Below are 25,228 nucleotides of genomic sequence, written 5' to 3'. Positions count from 1 at the left end.
CAGGCACGGAAGGCCCGTGCGGTCGGTCGCTATACTAGCGCACCCCTTCTGCAGGCAAGAATCCGCCGCATGTCCGCGATCCCGAACGTTCCGATCACTTTCCAGGGCCTGATCCAGACCCTCAACCAGTATTGGGCGCAGCAGGGCTGCGTGCTGATCCAGCCGCTGGACCTGGAGGTCGGTGCGGGCACCTTCCACCCGGCCACGTTCCTGCGCTCGATCGGTCCGGAAAGCTGGAATGCCGCGTACGTGCAGCCCTCGCGCCGCCCGACCGACGGCCGTTACGGCGAAAACCCCAACCGCCTGCAGCGTTACTACCAGTACCAGGTGGCGATGAAGCCGAGCCCGGACAACATCCAGCAGCTGTACCTGGAGTCGCTCAAGGCGCTGGGCATCGATCCGCTGGTGCACGACCTGCGCTTCGTCGAGGACAACTGGGAATCGCCGACGCTCGGCGCCTGGGGCCTGGGCTGGGAAGTGTGGTTGAACGGGATGGAAGTCACCCAGTTCACCTATTTCCAGCAGGCCGGCGGCCTGGAGTGCAAGCCGGTGCTCGGCGAGATCACCTACGGTCTGGAGCGCCTGTGCATGTACCTGCAGAACTGCGACAACGTCTATGACCTGATCTGGACCTACGGTCCGGATGGCACCCCGGTCACCTATGGCGATGTGTACCTGCAGAACGAGATCGAGCAGAGCACCTACAACTTCGAATACGCCGACGTGGACGAAATGTTCCATCGCTTCGATGCCTGCGAAAAAGAAGCGCAGAAGCTCGTCGATGTCGGCCTGCCGCTGCCGGCGTATGAGCAGGTCTGCAAGGCCAGCCATGCGTTCAACCTGCTGGATGCGCGCCGCGCGATCAGCGTGACCGAGCGCCAGCGCTACATCCTGCGCGTGCGCGCGCTGGCCCAGGCCGTGGCCAGGCTGTACGAGGCCAAGCGCCTGGAAGCCGTGGCCGCCAAGGAGGTGCAGGCATGAGCACGATGCAGCCGCTGCTGATTGAACTGGGGACCGAAGAACTGCCGGTCAAGGCGCTGCCGGGCCTGGCCCAGGCCTTCTTCGATGGCGTCGTGGACGGCCTGAGCAAGCGTGGCGTGGCCATCGAACGCGGTGATGCCAAGCCGCTGTCGACCCCGCGCCGCCTGGCCGTGCTGCTGCCCGGCGTGGCCGTTGAACAACCGGAACAGCACAGCGAAGTGCTGGGCCCGTACCTGAACATCGCCCTGGATGCCGAGGGTCAGCCGACCAAGGCGCTGCAGGGCTTCGCGGCCAAGGCCGGGATCGAGTGGACCGCGCTGGAGCGCACCAGTGATGCCAAGGGCGAGCGCTTCGTGCACCGCTCCACCACGCCGGGCGCGCGCACCGCGACGCTGCTGCCGGAGATCCTGCGCGAGGCGATCGCCGCGATGCCGATCCCCAAGCCGATGCGCTGGGGCAGCCACACCTATGGCTTCGCCCGCCCGGTGCATTGGCTGGTGCTGCTGCACGGCCCGGACATCATCGAGGCCGAGGTGCTGGGCCTGAAGGCCGACCGCATGAGCCGCGGCCATCGCTTCATGCATGACAAGACCGTGTGGCTCAGCGCGCCGGAGGACTACGTCGCTTCGCTGCAGGCCGCCTATGTGCTGGTCGATGCCGACGCGCGCCGCGCGCGCATCGTCGAGCAGGTCAACGCCGCTGCCGCCCAGGCCGGTGGCCAGGCACGCATCACCCCGGACAACCTGGAGCAGGTGGTCAACCTGGTCGAGTGGCCGGCGCCGGTGCTGTGCAGTTTCGAACGCGAGTTCCTGGCAGTCCCGCAGGAAGCGCTGATCGAGACGATGGAGATCAACCAGAAGTTCTTCCCGGTGCTCGATGCCGGTGGCACGCTGACCGAGAAGTTCATCGGCATCGCCAATATCGAGTCCAAGGACGTGGCCGAAGTGGCCAAGGGCTACGAGCGCGTGATCCGCCCGCGCTTCTCCGATGCCAAGTTCTTCTTCGACGAAGACCTCAAGCAGGGCCTGGAATCGATGGGCGACGGCCTCAAGACCGTCACCTACCAGGCCAAGCTCGGTTCGGTGGCCGACAAGGTCGCCCGTGTGGCCGCCCTCGCCGAGGCCATCGCGCCGCAGGTGGGCGTGGACCCGGTGCTGGCCAAGCGTGCGGCGGTGCTGGCCAAGAACGACCTGCAGTCGCGCATGGTCAACGAGTTCCCGGAGCTGCAGGGCATTGCCGGCCGGCATTACGCCGTGGTCGGCGGGGAGTCGCCCGAGGTCGCGCTGGCCATCGATGAGGCCTACCAGCCGCGCTTCGGCGGCGATGACATCGCGCTGTCGCCGCTGGGCAAGGTGCTGGCCATCGCCGAGCGTCTGGATACGTTGGCCGGCGGCTTTGCCGCGGGGCTGAAGCCGACCGGCAACAAGGATCCGTTCGCGCTGCGCCGCAATGCGCTGGGCCTGGCCCGCACGGTGATCGAGAGCGGGTTCGACCTGGATCTGCGCGCGCTGGTCGCCACCGCCATCGCCGGCCTGCCGGCGGCCGTGCAGCCCAATGCCGAGCGCAAGACCGAGGCACTGCCGCAGGAGCTGTACGACTTCGTGATCGACCGCCTGCGCGGCTACTACGCCGACAAGGGCGTGCCGGCCACGCATTTCAACGCGGTGGCCGAACTGAAGCCGGCCTCGCTGTACGACTTCGACCGCCGCATCGATGCCATCGGTACCTTCGCCGCGCTGCCGGAAGCCGAAGCGCTGGCCGCGGCCAACAAGCGCATCCGCAACATCCTGCGCAAGGCCGAGGGCGCGATCCCGGGCATGATCGACCCGGCGCTGCTGGCCGAGCCGGCCGAAAGCGAACTGGCCGAAGCGGTGGAAGCGGCGATCGATGACAGCAACGCCAGCCTGCACCAGAAGGACTACGTGAGCGTGTTGAACCGCTTGGCGCGCCTGCGCCCGCAGGTGGATGCGTTCTTCGATGCGGTGATGGTCAATGCCGAGGATCCCGCGCTGCGGGCCAACCGCCTGGCCCTGCTCAAGCGCCTGGGCGACCGCCTGGGCAGCGTGGCGGCGATCGAACACCTGTCCAACTGACGCCGCGGGGCACGGTGCCCCAAGGCGTACCAGAAGGCGCGACGGCTTCGGCTGCTCGCGCCTTCTGCATTTTCGGGGTGCCGCCCGCGCGGCGCGCATCATGCGTGCTGGATACGTCATGGGCTGTCGCGGACGACTTTGTCCGACACCGTGCTGTCATCGATCAGGGCCAGCGCGACAGTCGCCACGTTCTCGCGGAATTTAACGGCTTCTTCACCGCCGTTCTGAAACGCCCACGTCGATTTCGCATGCTCGCAATGGCCCGTTATGCTGTCGCCATGCAGCCAACGAAATTCGCCCTTCCCCTGATGTTCCTGTCCCTTGCCACCGCCTCGGTGGCACATGCGCGCGGGACCATCGAAAAAGTGGACATCAAAGGACTGGACAAGGGCGACGATGCCGAGATGATCGAGAACATCGAGGTCTCGCTCTCCCTGTACGACACCATCGGCAAGCCGCAGGGCGAGTCGCGGCTGGAGTATCTGCTGTCCCAGGCCGAGCGCCAGACCCGCGAGGCGCTGGAGCCGTTCGGGTACTACAACCCGACCATCAGCGTGGAAAGTCCCCGCGAAGGCGAGAACCTGCGCGTGGTGATCCAGGTGCAGAAGGGGCCGCCGACCGTGGTCCGTCGCGAGCACATCGACATCACCGGCCCGGCCCAGCTGGACCAGTACCTCCAGGAAGACCTGGAAAAATTCAAGCCGCGCAAGGGCCAGCGTTTCGAACACACCGAGTACGAAGCCAGCAAGATCCGGGTGACCCGGCGCTTGGCCGAGCGTGGGTATTTCGATGCCGACTTCACCCAGCGCCAGGTGCAGATCACCCGTGCCGAAAATGCCGCCGACGTCGATCTCACCTGGGACAGCGGCCGCCGCTACAACATGGGCGAGATCCGCTTCCATCAGGATTATTTCGTCGACAAGCTGTTCGACCCGCTGGTGTACTGGGACGAGGGCAGTTACTTCCACGAAGGCAAACTGGACCGCCTGCGCGAATCGCTGACCAAACTCGATTACTTCAGCGTGATCGACATCCAGCCGCGCCCGGACCAGGCCGATGACAACGGCGACGTGCCGGTGGACGTCAACCTGACCCGTGCCAAGCGCACGATCTACACCGCCGGCCTGAGCTACGGCAGCGAGAGCGGTGCCGGTGTGCGCGGTGGCCTGGAGCGGCGCTTCCTCAACAGCCGCGGCCACAAGATGAACACCCAGCTCGACTATGCGCAGAAGCGCAAGAGCTTGGTCACCAGCTACCGCATCCCGGCCTTCAACTGGCTCGATGGCTGGTATGCGTTCACCGCCAGCGCGTACGACGAGCAGACCGACTACATCGACCTGCGCAATTTCAAACTGTCGGCCAGCCGCAGTGGTGAGATCAACGAGAACTGGACCGCGATCGCCTCGATCAACGCCCTGCGCGAGCGCTGGCGTTACGCTTCGGGCACCGAGTTCACCGACGCGGTCTACAACACCTCCACGCTGGTTTATCCGCAGCTGGTCGCCGACTACGTCAATGTCGACGATGAGATGTTCCCGCGTCGTGGCCTGAGTGGCAGTGCGACCCTGCGGGGCGGTATCGAAGGCGCCGGCTCGGATACCAGCTTCGTGCAGGCCAACATGGTGCTGCGCTGGTACGTGCCGATCGGCGACACCGACCGCCTGATCCTGCGCGGCGAGGGCGGCACCACCTGGACCAGCGATCTGGTGGCGATGCCGCCGAGCCTGCGCTTCTTCGCCGGTGGCGACCGCAGCATCCGCGGTTATGCCTTCCGTGAAGTCGGTCCGCGCACTGCACCGCCGGACAAGTACGCGCTCGGCGCGAAAAACCTGGTGGTCGGCTCGGCCGAGTATGAGCATTACTTCAAGGGTGGGCCCTGGGGCGCGGCGGTGTTCGTCGATACCGGCAGCGCGTTCGACAACACCATCGACCTGCATACCGGTGTGGGCTTCGGCGTGCGCTGGAAATCGCCGGTGGGCCCGGTGCGCGTGGATATCGCGCACGGCCTGAACAATCCGGATTCGCAGTTCCAGCTGTACCTGAACATCGGAGCGGACCTGTGAGCACGCCAACGCCTTCCGCACCCGCCACCCCGCCGCCGCGCGTGCGTTTCTATCGCAAGCGCCGTTTCTGGGCGTGGTCCGGGTTCACCGTGCTTGGGCTGGTGTTGCTGGCCCTGTTGCTGGTGTATTGGCTGCTGCAGACCGTGGCCGGCCGCGATGTGCTGCTGGCCCAGGTGGTCGCGCGGTTGCCGGTCGGCGCCTCGCTCACCTGGAGCAAGGTTGACGGGCCGGTCGCCGGCCCGCTGGTGCTGCACGACCTGGATTTCCGCTACGACGACATCCATTTCACCGCCGAACGCGCCTACCTGGACCCGGACATCCGGCCGCTGCTGGGCCGCAAGCTGCAGCTCGATGCGCTGCAGATCAAGAACGCGACGCTGAACCTGGCCAAGAGCGATGAGCCGTTCGAGCTGCCCTCGTGGCCGGATTCGCTGCCGCAGATCGAAATGCCGCTGGCGATCCAGGCCGATACGATCATCATCGACGGCTTCCGTATCACCCAGGCGCAGCAGCCGCTGATCGACATCGCCAAGGTGCGCGGTGGGGTGGAGATCGCCAATGGCGAATTCCGCGCGACCCAGCTCAAGGTCGACAGCGACATGGGCGATTTCCGCGTGGACGGCCGTTACCTGCCGCGCAGCGATTACGACACCGACATCACCATCGGCGCGCTGATGCCGGCCCCGCGCGGGCGTACCCCGGCGCGGCTGGGGCTGGTCGCCCGCGGCGACCTGGGCCATATGGAAGTGGCGATCGCCGGCAACGCACCGGCGCCGCTGCAGGCCAGCCTGGTCTTTGATGGCCGTACCGATCCGGTGTGGAAACTCGCTGCGCGCAGCAAGGAACTGGACCTGGCACTGCTGGTGCCAGGGATGGACGCGAGCACCAGTACGCCGATGGCGCTGGATGTGCAGGCCGACGGCAAGGGTGGCCAGGCCAATCTGCAGGGCAGCTTCAAGCAGGGCGATATCGCGGTGGAACTGGCACCGTCCAAGGTCGGCTTGGCCGACCAGGTACTCACCGTGTCGCCGCTGCAGGTCAAGGGCTTCGGTGGACAGGCGCGGCTGGAAGGCATCGCTGATTTCACCGACAAGGAAAACGCCAGCCTACGCTTCTCCATTGTCGCCAACGACCTCACCTTCGTCCCCGCCGCCGATACCACCACCCCGGGCGCCGCTGCGCCGGTGCCGGTGACGCTGAAAGAAGCGCGCATGGGCCTGGCGGGCACGCTGAAGGCGTGGGCGGCGGTTGGCCGTGCCTCGGTGGAACGCGAGAAACAGGTTGCCGATCTGCAGTTCGACGTGCGCGGCAATGACCAGGCCGCCGTGATCAAGCAGCTCCAGGCCAGCACCCCGGGCGGTTCGCTGGGGGTCACCGGCCAGGTCGCCTGGGCCCCGCAGCTGGATTGGGACGTGGCCGCCAAACTGGCCGGCTTCGATCCGGGCTACTTCGCCCCGGGCTGGGACGGCAAGCTGTCCGGTTCGTTCGCATCGAAGGGCCGCCAGTTGCCGCCGCCGGCCGGCAGTCCGGCCGGTACCGCCGGCAGCTACGAAGCCACCGTCGATGTACCTGGCATCAAGGGCACGCTGCGCAAGCGCGCGCTGGATGCCCAAGGCAAGTTCGCCCTGCGCGGCGAGCAGGGCGAGGGCAACCTCAGGCTCGCGCTGGGCAACAGCCGCCTGACCGCCAAGGGCTCGGTCGGTGACCGCCTGGATATCGATGCACAGCTGGAACCGGTGCAGCTGGCGGACCTGTTGCCCAACAGCACCGGCAGCCTGCGCGGCCACGTGCTGATCAAGGGCGCGCGTACCGCACCGGACATCACCGCCGACCTGGTCGGCAGTGGTCTGCGCTGGGACGACTGGAGCGCCGAGGCGATCAGCATCAAGGGGCGCCTGCCGTGGCAGGGCGACAGCGGCACGCTGGCGGTGCAGGGCAGCAAGCTGCAGGTGGGCATGCTGCTGGACACGCTCAACGTCAATGCACGCGGCAGCCTTTCCAATCTGCGCCTTGATGCACAGACCAAGAACGAGCTGGGTGCTGTCGCGCTGGAAGGTGGCGTGCGCCAGCAGGGCCAGAGCTGGCGTGGCGATCTGACCGCGCTGCGCATCGCACCGATGAAGGGCGATGCCTGGAGCCTGCGCGCACCGGCCACCTTCAGCGTGCAGGGCAGCAACTTCACCCTGAGCGATGCCTGCCTGGGCGCCGCCACCGGCGGTGCGCTGTGCGCCAGCGCGAACTGGCCGCGCGAAGGCCTGCTGGTGCGCGGCGATGCATTGCCGCTGGCGCTGGTGCAGCCGTGGCTTCCGCCGCAGTCCGGCCGCCGCATCTTCCTGCGCGGTGAAGTGAATCTGGACGGGCGCATCCGCCCGCGCGGCAACGCGTGGGAAGGCAGCGCCTCGGTCACTTCACGCGAAGGCGGCGTGCGCCTGGGCGACAACGCGCGTGGCGAACTGGTGCGTTACGACCAGTTCTCGGTGAATCTGGAGATGACCCCGCAGCAGATCAACGCCAAGCTCGGTGTCGGTTTCCAGGGCGACGGCTTCGTCGATGCCAAGGTGCAGACCGGCTGGGATGCCAACGCACCGCTGACCGGCGAGCTGTACATGAACATCGCGCGGCTGTACTGGCTCGAATTGTTCTCGCCCGACATCGTGCGCCCGACCGGCCTGATCGAAGGCCACGTCAGCCTGCGCGGCACGCGTGGCACGCCTTCGCTGGGTGGCGAGGCGACGCTGAGCAAGTTCAATGGCGAATTCCCCGCACTGGGCCTGACCTTCGCCGAAGGCAAGGGCAGCTTCACCGCGCAGCCGGACGGCTCGGCCAAGATCACCGCGCAGGCCAACTCCGGCAAGGGCACGCTGTACGTCGATGGCGGGCTGTCCTGGTTCGGCGATGCACAGCCGCTGCAGCTGCATATCCACGGCGAGAACGTGCTGCTGGCCAACACCAGCGAACTGCGTGTGGTGGCCAACCCGAACCTGGACTTCACCCTGGCCGGCAGTGCGATGCAGCTGCGCGGCACGGTGCATGTGCCCGAAGCGGATCTGGATCTGGAACGCCTGGATCGCGGTACCTCGGTCTCCGAGGACGTGGTGGTGCTGGACCCGGTCGATCCGGAAGAAGGCCCCAGTTCGCCGCTGGACATGGACCTCACCGTCAGCCTGGGCGACCAGGTCAAGATGGCCGGGTTCGGGCTGAAGGGTGCGCTGACCGGCAAGATGCAGGTGTGGGCACGCCCCGGGCGCGAGATGACCGCCAATGGCGGGCTGGAAGTGAGTGGCCGCTACAAGGCCTACGGGCAGGACCTGACCATCACCCGTGGCAACTTGAACTGGAACTACAACGCGGTCTCCGATCCGCGCATCAACATCCGTGCAGAGCGCACTGTGGGTGATGTCACGGCCGGCATCGACGTGACCGGACGGGCGCAGTCGCCGCGCGTGGATGTGTGGTCGGACCCGGCGATGTCGCAGTCCGAAGCACTGGCCTACCTGGTGCTGGGGCGCAGCCTCACCGGCGCCAGCAGCGACCAGGCTCAGCAGGTCAACGCGGCCTCGGCGGCGCTGTCGGCCGGCAGTGGCCTGCTTGCCTCGCAGCTGGGCGCCAAGCTCGGCCTGGACGATGCCGGCGTGAGCCAGTCGCGCGCGCTGGGTGGCTCGGTGATCGGCTTCGGCAAGTACATCTCGCCCAAGCTGTACATCGGCTACGGCGTTTCGCTGGTCGGCAGTGGTTCGGTGCTGACGCTGAAGTACCTGCTGCGCCGCGGTTTCGACGTGGAGCTGGAATCGAGCACGGTGGAGAACCGTGGGTCGTTGAACTGGCGGCGGGAGAAGTAAGCCACGGCCGATGGTTCAGCCACCCCTGACCATCGGGCGTTGCCCTGCCGGGCCTCAGTGGCTAAGGTCTCGGGCTGTTCTGACGTACCGGAAGTGCCCATGTCTTCACGCAAACCCCTCACCGCCGCGCTGGCGCTTGGCCTGACCCTCGCCGCCGGCGCCCATGCCGACGAAGGCATGTGGATGCCGACCCAGCTGCCGGACCTGGCCAAACCGCTGAAGGCGGCCGGCTTCAAGGGCAACCCGGGCGACCTGGCCAACGTCACCGCGCCGCCGCTGAGCGCGGTGGTGCGGGCCGGTGGCGGCACCGGTTCGTTCGTCTCCGACGACGGCCTGCTGCTGACCAACCACCATGTCGCCATGGGCGTGATCCAGTACAACACCTCGCCCGAGCACAACCTGATCAACGAGGGCTTCATCGCCAAGGGCCGCAGCGACGAGCGCGCGGCCAATCCGGATTTCCGCGTGCTGGTCACGGTCGGGTTCGACAAGGTCACCGATGAGGTGCTGCGCGATGCGCGCGGCAAGACCGGGCGGGCGTACTTCGACGCGGTGGACCGCGCCAGCAAGCAGCTGGTGGCCGAGTGCGAGAAGGAAGGCAACATCCGCTGCAGCGTGGCGGACATGTACTACGGCACCGATTTCTATCGCATCCGGCAGCTCGAGCTGAGCGATGTGCGCCTGGTCTATGCGCCGCCGCGCGCGATCGGCAACTACGGCGATGAGATCGACAACTTCATGTGGCCGCGCCACACCGGCGATTTCACACTGCTGCGTGCCTACGTGGGCAAGGACGGCAAGCCCGCGCCGTACAGCGTGGACAACGTGCCGTACCACCCGCCGGCACACCTGAAGATGGCGATCGACGGCCCCAAGACCGGCGATTACGCCATGCTGGCCGGCTATCCGGGCATCACCTACCGCCATCGCACCGCGGCGGAGTTCGCCAGCCAGATCGATGCGGTGCTGCCGCGCCGCGTGTCGGTGTACCAGCAGATGATCGACACCATCGAGTCGGCCAGTGCGAAGGACGCGCAGGCGCGGACCCGTTACGCCTCGCAGCTGCAGTCGCTGAAGAACAACCGCAAGCGCGCCGCCGGTGAGCTGGAAGGCCTGCTGCGCAGCGATGCCAAGGCCCAGCGCGCCGCCGATGAAACGGCGATGCTGCAGGCCACCGATGCCCGGTACCAGGGCGACATCCAGTCGCTGCTGACCTCGCTGTCCGGCGGTGCTTCGGTGGGCGAGCGCGATCTGCTGCTCGACCTGATCGCGGCGCAGAGCCAGCTGCTGCGCTCGGCGCTGACCCTGGAGCGTCTGCGCATCGAATCGGCCAAGCCCGATGCCGAGCGTGACAGCGGCTACCAGCAGCGGGATCTGGCGCTGATCGAAGGCGTGCTCAAGCAGGTCCAGCGCCGTTACGATCCGGCCATCGAAAAGGCGTTGCTGACCACGCTGCTGACCCGCTACCAGCAGCTGCCCGATGCGCAGCGCGTGCCCGAGTTCGACGCGGCCTTCGGCCGCACCCCGGCCGCGCTGGCCAAGACCCTGGACACGCTGTACGCCAGCACGCACCTGGGCGAGGAAGCCGAGCGCCTGTCGCGCTTTGCCGCAGCGAAAGAAGGCAAGGCGCTGGCGCGCGATCCATTGATCGACCTGGCCGGCCCGCTGGTGGCCGCGCAGCTGCGCCTGGATGATGAGCGCAAGACCCGCGAAGGCGAGCAGCTGCGCCTGCGCCCGGCCTACATGCAGGCGCTGTTCGCCTGGCGTGCCAAGCAGGGCCGCGCGGTCTACCCGGATGCAAACCGTACGCTGCGCATCAGCTATGGCAAGGTCGAGGCGCTGTCGCCGCGCGACGCCGTGCATTTCGACCCGGTGACCACCGTGGCCGGCATCGTCGAGAAGAACACCAATGCCTATCCGTTCGATGCACCCAAGCCGCTGCTGGACGCGATCGCCAAGGGCGACTTCGGCTCCACCGCCGATCCGGTGCTGAAGACCCAGACGGTCAACTTCCTGACCAACCTGGACACCACCGGTGGCAACTCCGGCTCGCCGGTGCTCAACGCCAAGGGCGAACTGATCGGCCTGAACTTCGACAGCAACTGGGAGTCGGTCAGCGCCAGCTGGTGGTTCGACCCGCGCTTCAAGCGCGCGGTGCATGTGGACATGCGCTACCTGCGCTGGCTGCTGGCCAAGGTCTACCCGGCGCCGGAGCTGTTGAAGGAAATGGGCGTCCCCGCCGAGTAAGCGACAAAGCCGGTCGCGATCCACGGTCGTGACCGGCAACAGCCGTCTCCAGGCGGTGGCACCCGTCTACCGGGGCACCGCCGCTGTCGCATTTGGCTCGTTTCCGGCCGGCAGCTAGACTGCAGGCCGGTGAAGGGAGGCAGCGGTCACGTGACGGCAGACCAGGACAACCGCGGCAGCGTAGTACTGTCAGCGGCACACAGGGAACTGGACGGGTTGACCGTCTGGGTGGTCGAGGACGACCCGGAACTGCTGGCCCTGATGCTCGACGACCTGCAGTGGCGGGGTGCCGCGGTGCGGGGCCTGGGCAGTGCAGAGGCGCTCTACCGCGCGCTGTTGCATGATCGATGCGATATCGTCGTGCTCGATGTCGGCCTGCCCGGCGAAGACGGTTATACGGTGGCCAGCCACCTGCGCCAGGCCGCCGATATCGGCATCGTGATGCTGACCGGGCGTGGCAGTCCGCACGACATGGCGCATGGCCTGACCCAGGGTGCCGATGTGTACCTGGTGAAACCGCTGGACCTGGACGTGCTGGCCGCCGGGCTGCTCAGCCTGCGGCGTCGCCTGTCCGCAGGGCGCCCGGCCGTGCAGACTGTCACCGAGGTGCAGCGGGCCTGGCAGCTCTCTGCCGATGGCTGGACGCTGCAGTCGCCCACGCCGCACACGCTGGCATTGACCGCGATGGAGCGTGCCGCACTGCAGGCGTTGTTCGACGCCGCAGGCGAACCGGTCACGCGCGAGCGCCTGATCGAATGTATCACCGATACCCCCTGGGACTTTGATCCGCACCGGCTCGACGTACTGGTGCATCGCCTGCGCGCGCGCGTGCGTGCGGCCACCGGCGCGGAGCTGCCGATCCGCGCACTGCGTGGACAAGGCTACCTGCTGACCGCCTGACCCGGCGTTTCCCCGTGTGAGCAAGTGTGAGCCAGCGTGAGCGGGCGGCACTGACTTGCCGATCCGGCACCACCACAATGCGCCCCGCCTGAGCGTGCCAATGACGACAGTCGTGCACGGTCAGGTCGCATCACGTCACGGGAGCGCAGTGCGCTCCCTCTGAAAGCAGCAGAGACCGGAACAGGGGAACAACGCATGTCCAGCCATAGCGATCGCGCAGCTATCTGCGCGGCGGTGACGCCGTTCGAGCGCGCCAAGCCATCCGCCCGCCTGGGCCGGTGGCGCGCCGCCCTGGCGACCCTGTTGCTGGCCTTGCCACTGTCTGCACTGGCCATCGATCTGCAGATCACCGACTTCTCCGATACCGGTTACGACCCGGTGCCGGCCGGCACCACGGTGATCTACAACGTCAAGGTCGAAAACGGCGCCAATGACAGCGCCGCCGGCAGCGTCACGATCATCGATCTGCCGGTGGGCACCGCGCTGGGCAGCCCCGCCCCGGCCGGCTGCAGCGCCTCGCCCGGCACTGCAGGCACCACCCGCGTGGTGTGTACCAACCCGACCCTGAGCGCCTCCGGTGCGCCGTATCAGTTCAAGCTGCCGGTCACCACCGTGCAGACCCAGCCGGCCACCATCACCCTGCATGCGGCGATCGGTTTCGCCGCCGCACTACCGCCGGCGACCACGCCGATCGTGGCGCTGCCGTCCAACGATCCCTTCTTCGCCGGCGATACCAACACCGGCAACAACCGTTCCAACCAGACCACGACCATCCAGGCCGCGGCCGATCTGGAACTGAGCAAGTCCGCCAGCCCTGACCCGGTCATCGGCGGCGGCGAGGTGACCTATACCCTCACCGTCAAGAACAACGGTCCCAGCGTCAGCACCGGTTTCCGGGTGGTGGATACGCTGCCGCCCAACGTCACGCTGGTCGGTACGCCCAGCGGTGCGGACTGGAGCTTCAGCGCGCAGAACGGCACCTACAACGGCACCCTGGCCGTGGGTGCGAGCACGAGCTACCAGTTCCGCGGCAAGGTCAACGTCGGCACCGGCAACATCGTCAATGCCGCCGTGGTCAACGCCGGTCCGGTGCCCGATGCAGTGCCGGACAACAATGCCGCGCAGGTCACCACCGCCGTTACCGCCGGCGCGGACCTGGCGATGTCCAAGTCGGTGTCGCCGGCACCGGCGGCAGCCGGCTCGGTGGTGACATACACCCTCACCGCGCGCAATGACGGCCCCAGCGCCGCAACCGGCGTGGTGGTGACCGATGCGATGCCGGAAGGATTCGTGATCACCGGTGGCGTGGTACCGGCCGGCTGGACCTGCACCAGCTCTGCCGGCGCGAGCGTACGTACCTGCAGCCTGGCCGGCAGCTTCGCGCCCGGGGCGCAGGCGATCATCACCATCACCGCGCAGGTGCCCTCCACCGGCACCAACAGCAGTGGCGTGGTCAGCAACACCGCGCGGATCAGCGCGACCACGCCGGACCCTGCGCCGATCAACAACAGCGGGACCGTTGGCCTGACCATCATTCCCGATGGTGCCGACCTGCTCATGAGCAAGTCCAAGTCGCCGTTGCTGGTGCCGGTCTGGAACGACACGGGCGTGCGCAGCGACAGCATGATGTCGTCCACGCTGGGCGTGCAGAACCTGGGGCCGCGGACGGTCACCGGCGACCTGCAGGTGGTGGACACGCTCGCCGTCGGCGAGCAGTGGGTGGACAACACCGGGCAGCCCATCCTTCCCGGCACATCGGTGGTCATCGGACGCTGGAACTGCAGCGTCGATCGTGCCTGGGCCGTCGGCGAGGCACAGCGGGTGACCTGCACCCTGATCACCGGCTATCCGGTGGCCGTCAACGCCAACGCGCCCTCACTGGTGCTGCAGACCCTGGCGCGCACCGCCGGGATGCTGCGCAACAACGTCTGCACCGGCGGCAGCGGTGGCTCGGTTGAGCCGATTACCGGCGGCGGCATCAACCGCGATCCGAATGACACCAACGACTGTGCCGGTGGCGAGAGCCGCGCAACCGACGACCGTGCCGACCTGTCGATCACCAAGGTAACCAATGGACCGGGCGACACCGACAACATCATCCGCAACAGCGATGACTCGGTGACCTACACGCTGCAGATCCGCAATGCCGGCGAAGCCACCACCGGTGTGGTGGTGAACGATCCGATTCCAGGCTTCGTCAACGGCACGACCACGGTGACCGCCAACATCAGCCCGATGGGCTGGAACTGCCGCCTGAGTGGCAGCGCGTGGGTGTGCGATGCGGGAACCACGGTGCTGGGCCGCAACGAGACCGCAACCGTGCGCTTCACCGTCAACCGCGGCCTGTTCGACAGCCAGAGCCAGCCGGCCACCGTCTGTGGTGGGCAGCCGCTGCTGCCGGGCCGCTTCTGCAACACGGCCGGTGTGCGCATCAACCCGGCCATCGTCGGCGCGCTCGGCGAGATCGACCAGAGCAACAACACCGCCTCGGACTGGGTCCAGATCGATCCGGTCGCCAATATCGCCACCACCCGCAAGGACATCATCTCGGGTGCGCCGGGCCGTGCCGGCGTCAACACCACGTACCGCATCACCTACCAGAACAGGGGCCCGTCGTCGGCGCGTGGCGTGGTCTTCAGCGACCTGTTCACGCTGCCCGCCAACGATGCCGGCTTCGTGCTGCTCTCCGCCCTGCGCACCGGTTCGGACGCGGCAGACAAGGTCTGCCGGGTGACCACGAGCGACCCGTCGATCAACTCCGCACCGGCGCCCGGCGGCACCTCGTGGTTCAACACCGGCGGCGCACCGGCCACGCTGCGCCTGACCTGTACGCCCAAGGACATGGCCAACAACTCCACTGAAACGATGACGGTGCAGATCCGCCCGAACGTCAACAGTGGCAACACCGGCCGTCAGTTCACCAATACCGGCAGCTTCCACTTCGACCTCAATGGCGACGGCACGCCGGACCCGTCCAGCGGCACCGATGCCAGCGGCCGGACCTACGATTACAACAGCCGCACCGACGACGACAGCAAGGACGCCACCCTGCCGTTCGATGCCGGGCGCGTGGACCTGATCGTCAACAAGATCGACCAGAACTTTGCCGGTGCGGTGGACCCGCTGGGCTTCGACTCGCGCACCGGGATGGAGGTCAACAACTACATCTACTACCAGATCAGCGTGCGCAACGCCGGCCCGTCGCTGGCCACGCGCGCCATGATCGACGACACCATCACCCCGCCGCCGGGCGCGAGCGTGAGCCTGGTTGGCAGCCGGACCGGCAGCGCCGCCGGCCCGCTGGGCGTGCTGGAGCCGGTGGGCACGCGCTGCTCGGTGGCCGCTGGCAGCACCAATCCCAGCACCGGGCCGCAGACCATTTCCTGCACCCTGCCCAGCGCCGGTGTCACCACGACCGACGAAGGCGTCATCACCAGCAACCAGACCAGCTACCTGTACCTGGTCTATCAGTACATGACCGCACCGCCGGCCACCGGCGAAACGCTGACGAACTCGGTGACCGCGCGCTCGGCCGAGGCCGAGAGCGACACCAGCAACAACACCGCCACCCAGGAAACCAGCATCCGTACGCGCTCGGACCTGGCCATGCAGAAGTCCAGCGTGGTGCTCGCACCCAGCGCCGATCCCAGCCAGCCGCTGCCGGCTGCGGCGGGCACGGTCAGCCTGCACCAGCCGTTCTGGTTCGTGCTGGACGTGATCAACCACGGCCCCGGGCACAGCCTCTCGCGCGACCGCAGCGGTACCAACCCGCTCAACGGCGATGGCGTGGTCGTCACCGATACCCTGCCCGAAGGGCTGGAAGTGCTCGGCGGCGCGGCCGCGATCACCTGGCAGAAACGCGGCGCCACCGCAGACGCGGGCGTGCAGACCACCGGCCTCGGCAACTGCCTGCTGGTGGGCCGCGTCGTCACCTGCCGCATGGGCGACCTGGCCCTGGACGGGCGGGTGCGCGTGCTGATTCCCGCGCGCTGGACCACGCTGCCGGCCAACGGCACGGGCCTCAATACCGCCAAGGCCACCAGTGACCAGCTCGATCCGGAGCCGGGCAACAACGACGACACGACCACCCACACCGTGGTGCGTTCCTCGCTGTCCGGCGTGGTGTTCCAGGACCGCGACCGCAGCGGGGCCAACGGTGGCACGCTGCAGAGCGGCGAGCCGCTGATCTCCGGCGTCACCGTGCACCTCAGTGGTGAAGATGCGTACGGCAATGTCGTTTCGCTGGATGCCACCACCGACGCGCAGGGCGCTTACCGCTTCGACAACCTGGCTCCGGCCGGCACCGCCGGTTACACCCTGACCCAGCGTCAGCCCGCCGCCTACGTCAACGGCCCGGTCGCACCGCCGTCAACGGGCGCGCAGGCGCCGTCGGCCGGTGGCGTATTCGCCGCGGTGACGCCGCCCACCAGCGCCGACTCGGTCTACACCGCGATCACGCTCGGTGCGGGCGTGGATGCCGTGCGCTACAACTTCCCGGAAGTGCGCCGCCCCTCGTTGTCCGGCTTCGTCTACGTGGACAGCAACTACAGCAACGCGCGCGATGCCGGTGATGCGCCGATCGCCAACGCCACCATCGAGCTGCTCGATGCCTCCGGCACCGTGCTGGACACCCGCACCACCGGCAGTGACGGCAGCTACAGCTTCATCGACCTGGACCCGCTGCAGGTCTATACGCTGCGCGAAGTGCTGCCCGAGGGCAGCTATCGCAACCGTCCCAGCGCCATCAATCCCGGCCTGATCGGCGGCGTCGCCTGCACGGGCTGCACGGTGACCACCGGCGCGAGCGGCGATGCGCCCACGACAGACCGCATCGTCGGCATCGATCTGTCCACTGGCGACGATGCCATCGTGTTCAACTTCGGCGAAGACGCGATCACATCCATTTCGGGCCATGTCTACCTGGACCGCAACGGCAACGGTGATTTCGATGCCGGTGATGCCGGCAGCCGTGGCTCCCAGCCCAATGGCGGCCTGCAGGGCGTCACCATCACCCTGACCGGCGCCGGCCCGGACGGCCTCTACGGCACCGCCGACGATCTGCCCCCGTTCGCGGAGAAGACCGATGCACAGGGCCGTTTCACCTTCGAAAATCTGGTCGTGGGGCAGAACTACCGCATCACCGAAACGCAGCCCCAGGGCTACGCCGATGCGGCCGAGAACCCGAGCAACCAGATCGACATCACCGCGCTGCCGTTGACCGGCTCCAACGGCAATGACTTCGGCGAGAGGCTCGGCTCGATCGCCGGCTCGGTCTATGAAGATTTCTCCAACGTGGCCGCCGGCAACAACAACGGCCTCCGCGACAGCGGCGAGAACCCGATCGCCAATGTGATCGTGACGCTCACCGGCATTGACCTGCTCGGCAATCCGGTCAACCTGACCGCGACCACCGATGCCGATGGTGCCTACCGATTCAGCGATCTGCTGCCGGCCCAGGCGGGCAGCGGCTACACGCTGACGGAAACCCAGCCGGCCACCTACCTGGACGGCAAGCACACCGCCGGCAATGCCGCCACGCCGGGCAGCACCGCCGTGCCCAACGTGATCTCCGGCATCGGCATCACTGCAGGGCAGGATGCTACCGGCTACCTGTTCGGTGAGCTGGCCAACGCCCCGATCAGCGGTACGGTCTACCTGGACCGCAACGATGACGGCGACAACAACACCGGCGACGTCGGCATTCCCGGCGTGCAGGTGGTCATCGTGGGCGCCGGCCCGGACGGTGTGTTCGGCACCGCCGATGACACCACCGAAACCCTGGTGACCAATGCCGATGGCCATTACAGCTATCCCGGCGCCGTGTCCGGCCAGGACTACCGCATCACCGAGACCCAGCCGACCGGCCTGGCCGAGGGCCGCGAAACCCCGGGCAACCTGATCACGATCACCAACCTGCCCGCGGCCGGCTCCACCGGCAACGACTTCGGCGAGCGCGCTGCCGCGCTCTCCGGCACGGTCTACCTGGACCGCAACAACAACGGCGTGCAGGACGCCGGCGAACCCGGCCTGCCCAACGTGCAGGTGCAGCTGCCGGGCGGCACCGTGAACGCACTGGGCCAGCCGGTCGCGGCGATCGCGACCGATGCCGACGGGCGCTACCGCTTCGACGACCTGCTGGCGGGCACCTATACGGTGACCCAGCAGGCCGCGCAGCCGGTGTTCAACGGTGTCGCCACGATCAATGGCATTACGGCCGCCGGCACCATCGACGGGACCGTAGTCGGCACCGCCACGCCGGTGGCGAGCGTACCCAGTGCGATCAGCGCGGTCGTGCTGCCGGCGGGCAAGGCCTCCATCAGCAACAACTTTGGTGAAGTGCTGGCCGTCGTCGTATCCGGCACCGTGTTCTTCGACGCCGACAACAACGGTGCGCAGAACGGCGCGGCTGAAACCGGCATCGAAGGCGTCACCATCGAGCTGACCGGTACCGACGATACCGGCGCCAGCGTCACCCGCAGCGTGCAGACCGACGCCGATGGCCGTTTCGCCTTCGCCGACCTGCGCCCGGGCACCTACACCCTGACCGAACCCCAGCAGCCGACCGGCACCAGCAACGGCATCACCACCGCCGGCACCGTCGACGGCGTCAGCCGTGGCACCGCCACGCCGGTGACCACGGTGCCCAGCCGCATCAGCACGATCGACCTGTCCACGCCGGGCACCGCCTCGGTGGACAACCTGTTTGGTGAGATTCCGCTCAACAGCGGCATCAGCGGCAAGGTCTGGATCGACCGCAACAACGATGGCGTGGTGGACCCGGGCGAAACCGGCCTGGCCAACGTCACCCTCACCCTGACCGGCACCGACCTGGTGGGCAATCCGGTCAGCCGCGACACCGTCACCGATGCCGACGGCAACTACAGCTTCAGCGACCTGCCGCCGGGCACCTACACGGTAACCGAGCCGGATCAGCCGGCGGGCACCCGTGATGGCCGCACCGTGGCCGGCAGCACCGGTGGCACCGTGACCGCGCCGGGCACCACGCCGTCGAAGATCACCGGCCTGGTGCTGGGCGTGAACCAGCAGTCGGTGAACAACAACTTCGGTGAGATCCCGACCGGCAGCATCGCCGGCCGCGTCTACAACGACAGCAACGACAACGGCGTGGTCGACGCAGGTGAGGGCGGCATCGCCAACGTCACCGTGGTGCTGACCGGCACCGACGATCTGGGCCAGGCGGTCTCGATCACGCTCACCACCGATGCCGACGGCCGCTATCGCTTCGATGAGCTGCGTCCGGGCACCTATACGGTGACCGAGCCGACCCAGCCGCCGCAGACCCTCAACGGCATCACCAGTGCCGGCGCAGTGGAGGGTGTCGTCACCGGCGTGGCCACCGGCCGCGAGACCGTGCCCTCGGCGATCAGCCAGATCGTGTTGCCGCTGGGCGGCGACTCGCTCGGCAACAACTTCGGCGAGATCGGCGATTCGCCGGACATGCTGGTCAGCAAGTCCGCGGGCAGTACGCGCTTCACCGTCAACAACATCGCCACGTACACCATTCACGTGCGCAATGGTGGGCAGCAGCCGTCGCGTGGCGAGTACGTCGTGCACGACCGTCTGCCGCAGGGGCTGACCCTGGCGGCCGCGCCGAGCGGAACCGGTTGGGTGTGCACCGGCGCGGTGGGTGAGACCCGCTTCGACTGCCGCAGCCAGCAGGTACTGGCCGCCGGGGCCACCTCGGTGGACACGATCGAGGTGCAGGCACTGGTCGGTGCGGCCGCCGCGGAGGCGGGCACCGTGAACAACGCGGTGCTGGTCGAAGGTGGTGGCGAGAATGAATTCCGCGCACCGACCCCGGCCGAGCGCGCTGCGTTCGAGGGCGATGTGACCCAGCTGCCCGAGTGCGTGGAGACAATCCAGTTCAATGCCTGCCGCGTGCCCAACGCCGTGCAGCTGGCCGCCTCGGTCGGCGGTACCGTGTGGTACGACATCGGCAGCGATGACCAGCTGCTGGACGGCGGCGACAAGCGTCTGCCGTCGTGGATCGTGGAGCTGGTCGACCCGGCCAGCGGCCAGGTGGTGAAGACCACCACGACCGGTGCCGACGGCAGCTACCGCTTCGGCGACGTGGTGCCCGGCGTGACCTGGAACATCCGCTTCCGCGATCCGACCTCCAGCATCCTGTGGCCGAACCCGGTCACCCGCGAAACCGTGGCCGGGATCCAGGAAGCCTGCGACGCACCGGCCGCCATCGCGCGTGCCGGGGTCAGCGCCTGCCGGGTCAACGAGAACGGCATCAGCCAGCTGGAAGTCGTGCTCCGCCCGGGCCAGCACCTGCCGCAGCAGAGCCTGCCGGTGGACCCGTCGGGCGTGGTGTATGACGCCACCACGCGCGACCCGGTCCCGGGCTCGATCGTGACCCTGGCGCCGGTCGGCCTGTGTGCCGGCTATGACCCGCGTACCTCGGTGCTCAATGCCGGCAGCGGCGGCTATCGCTTGGAAGGCAGTGCGATCTCGATGACGGTGGGCAGCGAAGGCTTCTACCAGTTCGCCTTCGGTCCGGCCGCGCCGGCCCGCTGCGAATTCCAGCTCACCGTGACGCCGCCGGGCAGCTACCAGTTCGTGTCGACACTGATTCCGCCGCAAGGTGGCTCGCTGTCGCCGGCCGGCAGTGCTGGCGCCAACCACGCGGTGCAGCCGAACCGCCTGGCACCGACCGGTGCGGTCGGCACGGCGACGCAGTACTACCTCGGCCTGTTCGCCGGCTCGGACACCGCGGCCATCGTCAACAACCACCTGCCGCTGGACACCGCGGTGGCGACCGGCCTGGCCATCAGCAAGAACGGCGACCGCCAGACCGCCGAGATCGGCGACACCGTGCAGTACACGATCACCATCCGCCAGACCGCGGGCAGCGCGCTGCGCACGGTCAATGTGATCGATCGTCTGCCGCGCGGCTTCACCTACATCGACGGCACCGCGCGTGCCGATGGCCGCGCCGTGACCGATCCGTCCGGCAAGCCGGGCCCGTTGCTGGGCTTCGATGTCGGCCCGATCAGCGTCGGTGGGCAGATCGTGCTGACCTACCGCGTGCGGGTGGGCGTGGGCGCGCAGCAGGGCGATGGCATCAACCGTGCGCAGGCGTTCGGGTGTGCCTTCAGCGGCGGCTGCATCGACACCGGCAGCCTCACCCCGTTGCCCGGCGCGCTGCCCTCCAACCGCGCCGAGTACCGCGTGCGGGTCACCGGCGGTGTGTTCACCGACCAGGCCTGCGTGCTCGGCAAGGTATTCGTGGACTGCAACAACAACCACGTGCAGGACCGCGAAGAACTGGGCATCCCCGGCGTGCGGCTGTACTTCTCCGACGGTACCTGGGTGATCAGTGATTCCGAAGGCAAGTACAGCTACTGCGGCCTGCCGCCACAGAGCCACACGCTGAAGGTGGATGCCAGCACGTTGCCGATCGGCGCGCGCCTGACCACCAGCAGCAACCGCAACCTGGGCGATGCCGACAGCCTGTTCCTGGACCTCAAGAACGGCGAACTGCACCGAGCTGATTTCATCGAGGGCAGCTGTGCCAACCCGGTGCTGGAGCAGGTCAAGGCCCGCCGCACCCAGGGTGAAGTGCGGGCGCCGGAGACCGAGACCGGCCAGCCGCCGTTGCGCTTCGACAGCAAACCCGCGCGGGCGCCACAACAGGCGACCGACTCGGCCAACCAGAGACCGATCGTGCATCCCAGAGCCCATCCGCCCGCTGCCGGCGCTTCGACGGAGGACCAGCCATGAGCCGCGTCCAGACGTTGTCCCGCCTGCCGCGCCTGAGCCTGCTCGCCTGCGCCCTGGCGGCCGTGCCTGCCATGGCCCAGAGCGTGGGCAGCCCCGGCCGCTTCACGCCGGTGCTGGGCGATGCCAGCACGCTGTACCCGCGCAGCCCGGCCAGTACGGATGCCGCCCCGCGCGCGCTGGACAGCGCCGTACCGGGCACGCTCGACCGCATCCTGGTCGAGCTGGACCGTGATGGTGTACCGGCCGATGGCCAGAGCGCCGTGCATGTGCGCGTGCAGCTGCTCGATGCCACCGGCCGTGCACTGACCGGCACCACCTACGCCACGATCGAGACCAGTGGCGGCCGCATCCGTCTGCCCGGCTCGCGTACCGACGAACTCGGTCCAGGCGCGCTGGACGCCGACAAGGTCACCCCGGGCATCCAGCTGCAGGTGGTAGACGGCGTGGCCGAGTTCGACCTGCTCGCCCCGCATGAGCCGCAGGACGTCGTGCTGCGCATCACCGCTGGGGCCGAGACGGCGCAGGGCACGATCGGCTTCCTGCCGGAAATGCGCGAGCTGCTGGCGACCGGCCTGATCGAAGGCGTGGTCAACTTCCGCCGTCGCAGCAACGCCGGGCTGATCTCTCCGGTGGAGCATCACGATGCCTTCGACCGCGATATCCGCCGCTGGGAGCGCCAGTTCAACAACGGCAAGGCCAATGCGGCCGCGCGCACCGCGTTCTTCGTCAAAGGCCGGATCAAGGGCGAGTACCTGCTCACCGCCGCGTATGATTCGGACAAGGACACCCGCGGCCGTCTGCTGCGCGACATCCAACCGGAAGAGTTCTATCCGGTCTATGGCGATTCCTCGCTGCGCGGCTTCGACGCACGTTCGGCCGAACGCCTGTACGTGCGCATCGACAACCAGCGCAGCTACCTGCTGTACGGCGATTTCCAGACCGGCGACACCCTGGCCACCGCAACCGGCATCGGTGGCAGTGGTGCCATCCCGCAGCGCAGCCTGGGCACCTATAACCGGACTGCCACGGGGCTGGGCTGGCACTTCGAAAGCGAGCGCGTGCGCAGCAACGTGTTTGCGATGCAGGATTCACTGCGCCAGGTGATCGAGGAGTTCCGCAGCCAGGGCAGTGGCCCGTACGCCCTGCGCAACAACGCCGTGCTGGAAGGCAGCGAGCGGGTGGAAGTGATCGTGCGTGACCGCAACCAGCCCACCCGCATCACCTCGGTGCGCTCGCTGGCACGGCTGGTCGATTACAGCTTCGAACCGTTCTCCGGCCGGATCCTGCTCAATCAGTTCCTGCCGGCGTTCGACAGCGATCTCAATCCAGTGTCGCTGCGCATCACCTATGAGCTGGACCAGGGCACCGAGAAGTTCTGGGTGGTCGGCGCCGATGCGCAGGTCAAACTCACCGAGCAGCTCGAGGTGGGCGCGGCGGCGGTCGATGACCGCAATCCCTATGCCGAGTTCAAGATGGGCAGCGCGAATGCGAGCTACCGCTTCGGTGCCAACACCCTGCTGGTGGCCGAGTTCGCGCGCACCCGCAGCGAGGTCAATACCAACTCGATCAACCAGATCACCTCGCAGGGCCTGAAGGACATCACCGGGGAGGTCGAGGGCGATGCGTGGCGGGTGGAGTTCGCGCACAGCGCCGACAAGCTCGACGCGCGCGTGTTCGCGGCACGTACCGACCCGGCGTTCAACAACCCGGCCGCACCGCTGTACGGCGGCCGCGGCGAGTACAACGCGCGGCTGGCCTACCGGGTCGGGCCCCGCCTGGAACTGTATGTGGAAGGATTGCGCAGCGAGGACCGCAATCCCGACGGCGGCAAGCGCGATGCCGGCGGTGCCGGCGTGCGCATCGGTGCCACCGAGCGCCTCACCGTGGATCTGGGCGTGCGCAGCATCCGCGAGACCATCGGGGTGACCTCGCCGTGGTCGTCCGGGGTGCCGTTCGGCCATGCCGGCGGTCTCACCGGTGGTTTTGCGACCGGCTCCGGCGGCGGAGCGCTGGGCTACGGGCAACAAGCGCTGGATCCGCTGACCGGCCTGATGGTCATCAACGGCAGCAGCAGCGGCAGCCCGATCACCAGCGACCTGCCGGTCGGCACCGAGCTGGAATCGGACAGTGCGCGGTTCGGTATGGGCTACCGCCTGAGCGACCGCCTCAGCGCGGGCGCGGAGGTGGAGCACAGCGTCAGCGGTGAAGACCGCAAGCGGGTCGCCGCCGGCCTGGATTACCAGGTGTTCGAACGCAGCCGCGTGTATGGGCGCTACGAAAAGCAGACCGGCCTCACCAGCGCCTACGGCATCACCACCACCGACCGCGAGGCCGATGCACTGGTGTTCGGTATCGACAGCAGCTACCTGCGCGATACCCAGACCTTCAGCGAGTATCGCCTGCGCGATTCGATCAGCGGCCGCGATGTGCAGGCTGCCTCGGGTATCCGCAACACCTGGGACATCCGCGAAGGCCTGCGCCTGGCCAGCTCGGCCGAGCACGTCAAGGTGATCGACGGCAGCACCGGTGACAGTACCGGCCTGGCACTGGCGCTGGACTACAGCGCCAACCCTCTGTGGCGCGGTGCGATCCGTGCTGAGCACCGAATTTCCGAAGACGTGCCCGATACCGAAACCAACGAGGCGTTCAACACCACGCTGCTGCAGTTCATGCTGGCCCGCAAGCTCAGCCGCGACTGGACCCTCCTGGCCCGCAACTATCTGCTCAGCACCCGTTACGATGCCCGCGGAGACGTGCTGCAGGATCGTTTCCAGCTTGGCGTGGCCTATCGCGATACCGACCGCAACCGGATCAACGCGCTGGCCCGCTACGAGTACAAGCTGGAGCGCGATGAAAGCGGCCTGACCCTGTCCGATGGCAACACTGTCGATGGCAGCAGCCAGGACGTGCGCACCCGCGCGCACATCGTCTCGGCGCATGCCGACTGGCACCCGTCGCGACCGTGGTGGTTCACCGGCCGCGTGGCCGGCAAGTGGCAGCAGGATCAGTTCGCTTACACCGACAGTGCACGCGTCAACAGCCGTTTCCGCGCGATGCTGTTCTCCGGCCGCGTGGTGTACGACATCACCGAGAACTGGGACATCGGCATGCTCGGCTCCACCTTCCGTGGGCAGAGCGGTGCCAACCAGTACGCCTACGGCATGGAGGTCGGTCGCCTGCTGCGGCAGAACCTGTGGCTGTCGGCCGGCTACAACTGGAGCGGGTTCGCCGGCGACCGTGACCTCAACGGTTACGAGTACACCCAACAGGGCGTGTTCCTGCGCCTGCGCTTCAAGTTCGATGAAGACCTTTTCCGGCCGGACCCCGTCCGCTACCGCGACCCGGCACGCTGAGG

8 protein-coding genes are annotated in these 25,228 nt (G+C 67.8%); all 8 read left to right on the top strand.

Annotated features, from left to right (window positions below; all coding sequences use genetic code 11):
* Positions 1–69: 69 nt before the first annotated feature.
* Positions 70–981 (top strand): glycine--tRNA ligase subunit alpha, encoded by a 912-nt coding sequence (gene glyQ / locus ACTT2I_RS17680; protein ID WP_088432315.1) that lies wholly within the window; start codon positions 70–72, stop codon positions 979–981.
* Positions 978–3,074: a glycine--tRNA ligase subunit beta gene (glyS, locus tag ACTT2I_RS17675; RefSeq protein ID WP_421098745.1), complete on the top strand. Its 2,097-nt coding sequence runs from the start codon at positions 978–980 to the stop codon at positions 3,072–3,074. Before glyQ ends, glyS begins: the two co-directional genes overlap by 4 nt.
* A 257-nt stretch (positions 3,075–3,331) precedes the next feature.
* Positions 3,332–5,137: an autotransporter assembly complex protein TamA gene (locus tag ACTT2I_RS17670; protein WP_443096734.1), complete on the top strand. Its 1,806-nt coding sequence runs from the start codon at positions 3,332–3,334 to the stop codon at positions 5,135–5,137.
* On the top strand, positions 5,134–8,976 hold the full coding sequence (locus ACTT2I_RS17665) for a translocation/assembly module TamB domain-containing protein (protein WP_421098747.1): 3,843 nt from the start codon (positions 5,134–5,136) through the stop codon (positions 8,974–8,976). Before ACTT2I_RS17670 ends, ACTT2I_RS17665 begins: the two co-directional genes overlap by 4 nt.
* A gap of 99 nt (positions 8,977–9,075) precedes the next feature.
* Positions 9,076–11,223, top strand: a complete 2,148-nt coding sequence (locus tag ACTT2I_RS17660) for a S46 family peptidase (protein WP_421098748.1) — start codon at positions 9,076–9,078, stop codon at positions 11,221–11,223.
* A 150-nt stretch (positions 11,224–11,373) separates the two neighbouring features.
* Positions 11,374–12,123 (top strand): response regulator transcription factor, encoded by a 750-nt coding sequence (locus ACTT2I_RS17655; RefSeq protein WP_421098749.1) that lies wholly within the window; start codon positions 11,374–11,376, stop codon positions 12,121–12,123.
* 195 nt (positions 12,124–12,318) lie between these two features.
* Positions 12,319–21,873, top strand: a complete 9,555-nt coding sequence (locus tag ACTT2I_RS17650; protein WP_421098750.1) for an SdrD B-like domain-containing protein — start codon at positions 12,319–12,321, stop codon at positions 21,871–21,873.
* On the top strand, positions 21,870–25,226 hold the full coding sequence (locus ACTT2I_RS17645) for a hypothetical protein (protein WP_421098751.1): 3,357 nt from the start codon (positions 21,870–21,872) through the stop codon (positions 25,224–25,226). Before ACTT2I_RS17650 ends, ACTT2I_RS17645 begins: the two co-directional genes overlap by 4 nt.
* Positions 25,227–25,228 lie beyond the last annotated feature (2 nt).

It is taken from the genome of Stenotrophomonas sp. PUT21 (assembly GCF_052232875.1).
Taxonomy (GTDB): Bacteria; Pseudomonadota; Gammaproteobacteria; order Xanthomonadales; family Xanthomonadaceae; genus Stenotrophomonas; species Stenotrophomonas maltophilia_N.
Note: the sequence above shows the minus strand (reverse complement) of the source record. Positions and strands in the feature narration are given on the sequence as shown.

Coding starts and splice junctions, on each gene's coding strand:
- ACTT2I_RS17670 (WP_443096734.1), top strand. CDS start 3,332: ATGGCCCGTTATGCTGTCGCCATGCAGCCAACGAAATTCGCCCTTCCC.
- glyQ (WP_088432315.1), top strand. CDS start 70: ATGTCCGCGATCCCGAACGTTCCGATCACTTTCCAGGGCCTGATCCAG.
- glyS (WP_421098745.1), top strand. CDS start 978: ATGAGCACGATGCAGCCGCTGCTGATTGAACTGGGGACCGAAGAACTG.
- ACTT2I_RS17645 (WP_421098751.1), top strand. CDS start 21,870: ATGAGCCGCGTCCAGACGTTGTCCCGCCTGCCGCGCCTGAGCCTGCTC.
- ACTT2I_RS17660 (WP_421098748.1), top strand. CDS start 9,076: ATGTCTTCACGCAAACCCCTCACCGCCGCGCTGGCGCTTGGCCTGACC.
- ACTT2I_RS17650 (WP_421098750.1), top strand. CDS start 12,319: ATGTCCAGCCATAGCGATCGCGCAGCTATCTGCGCGGCGGTGACGCCG.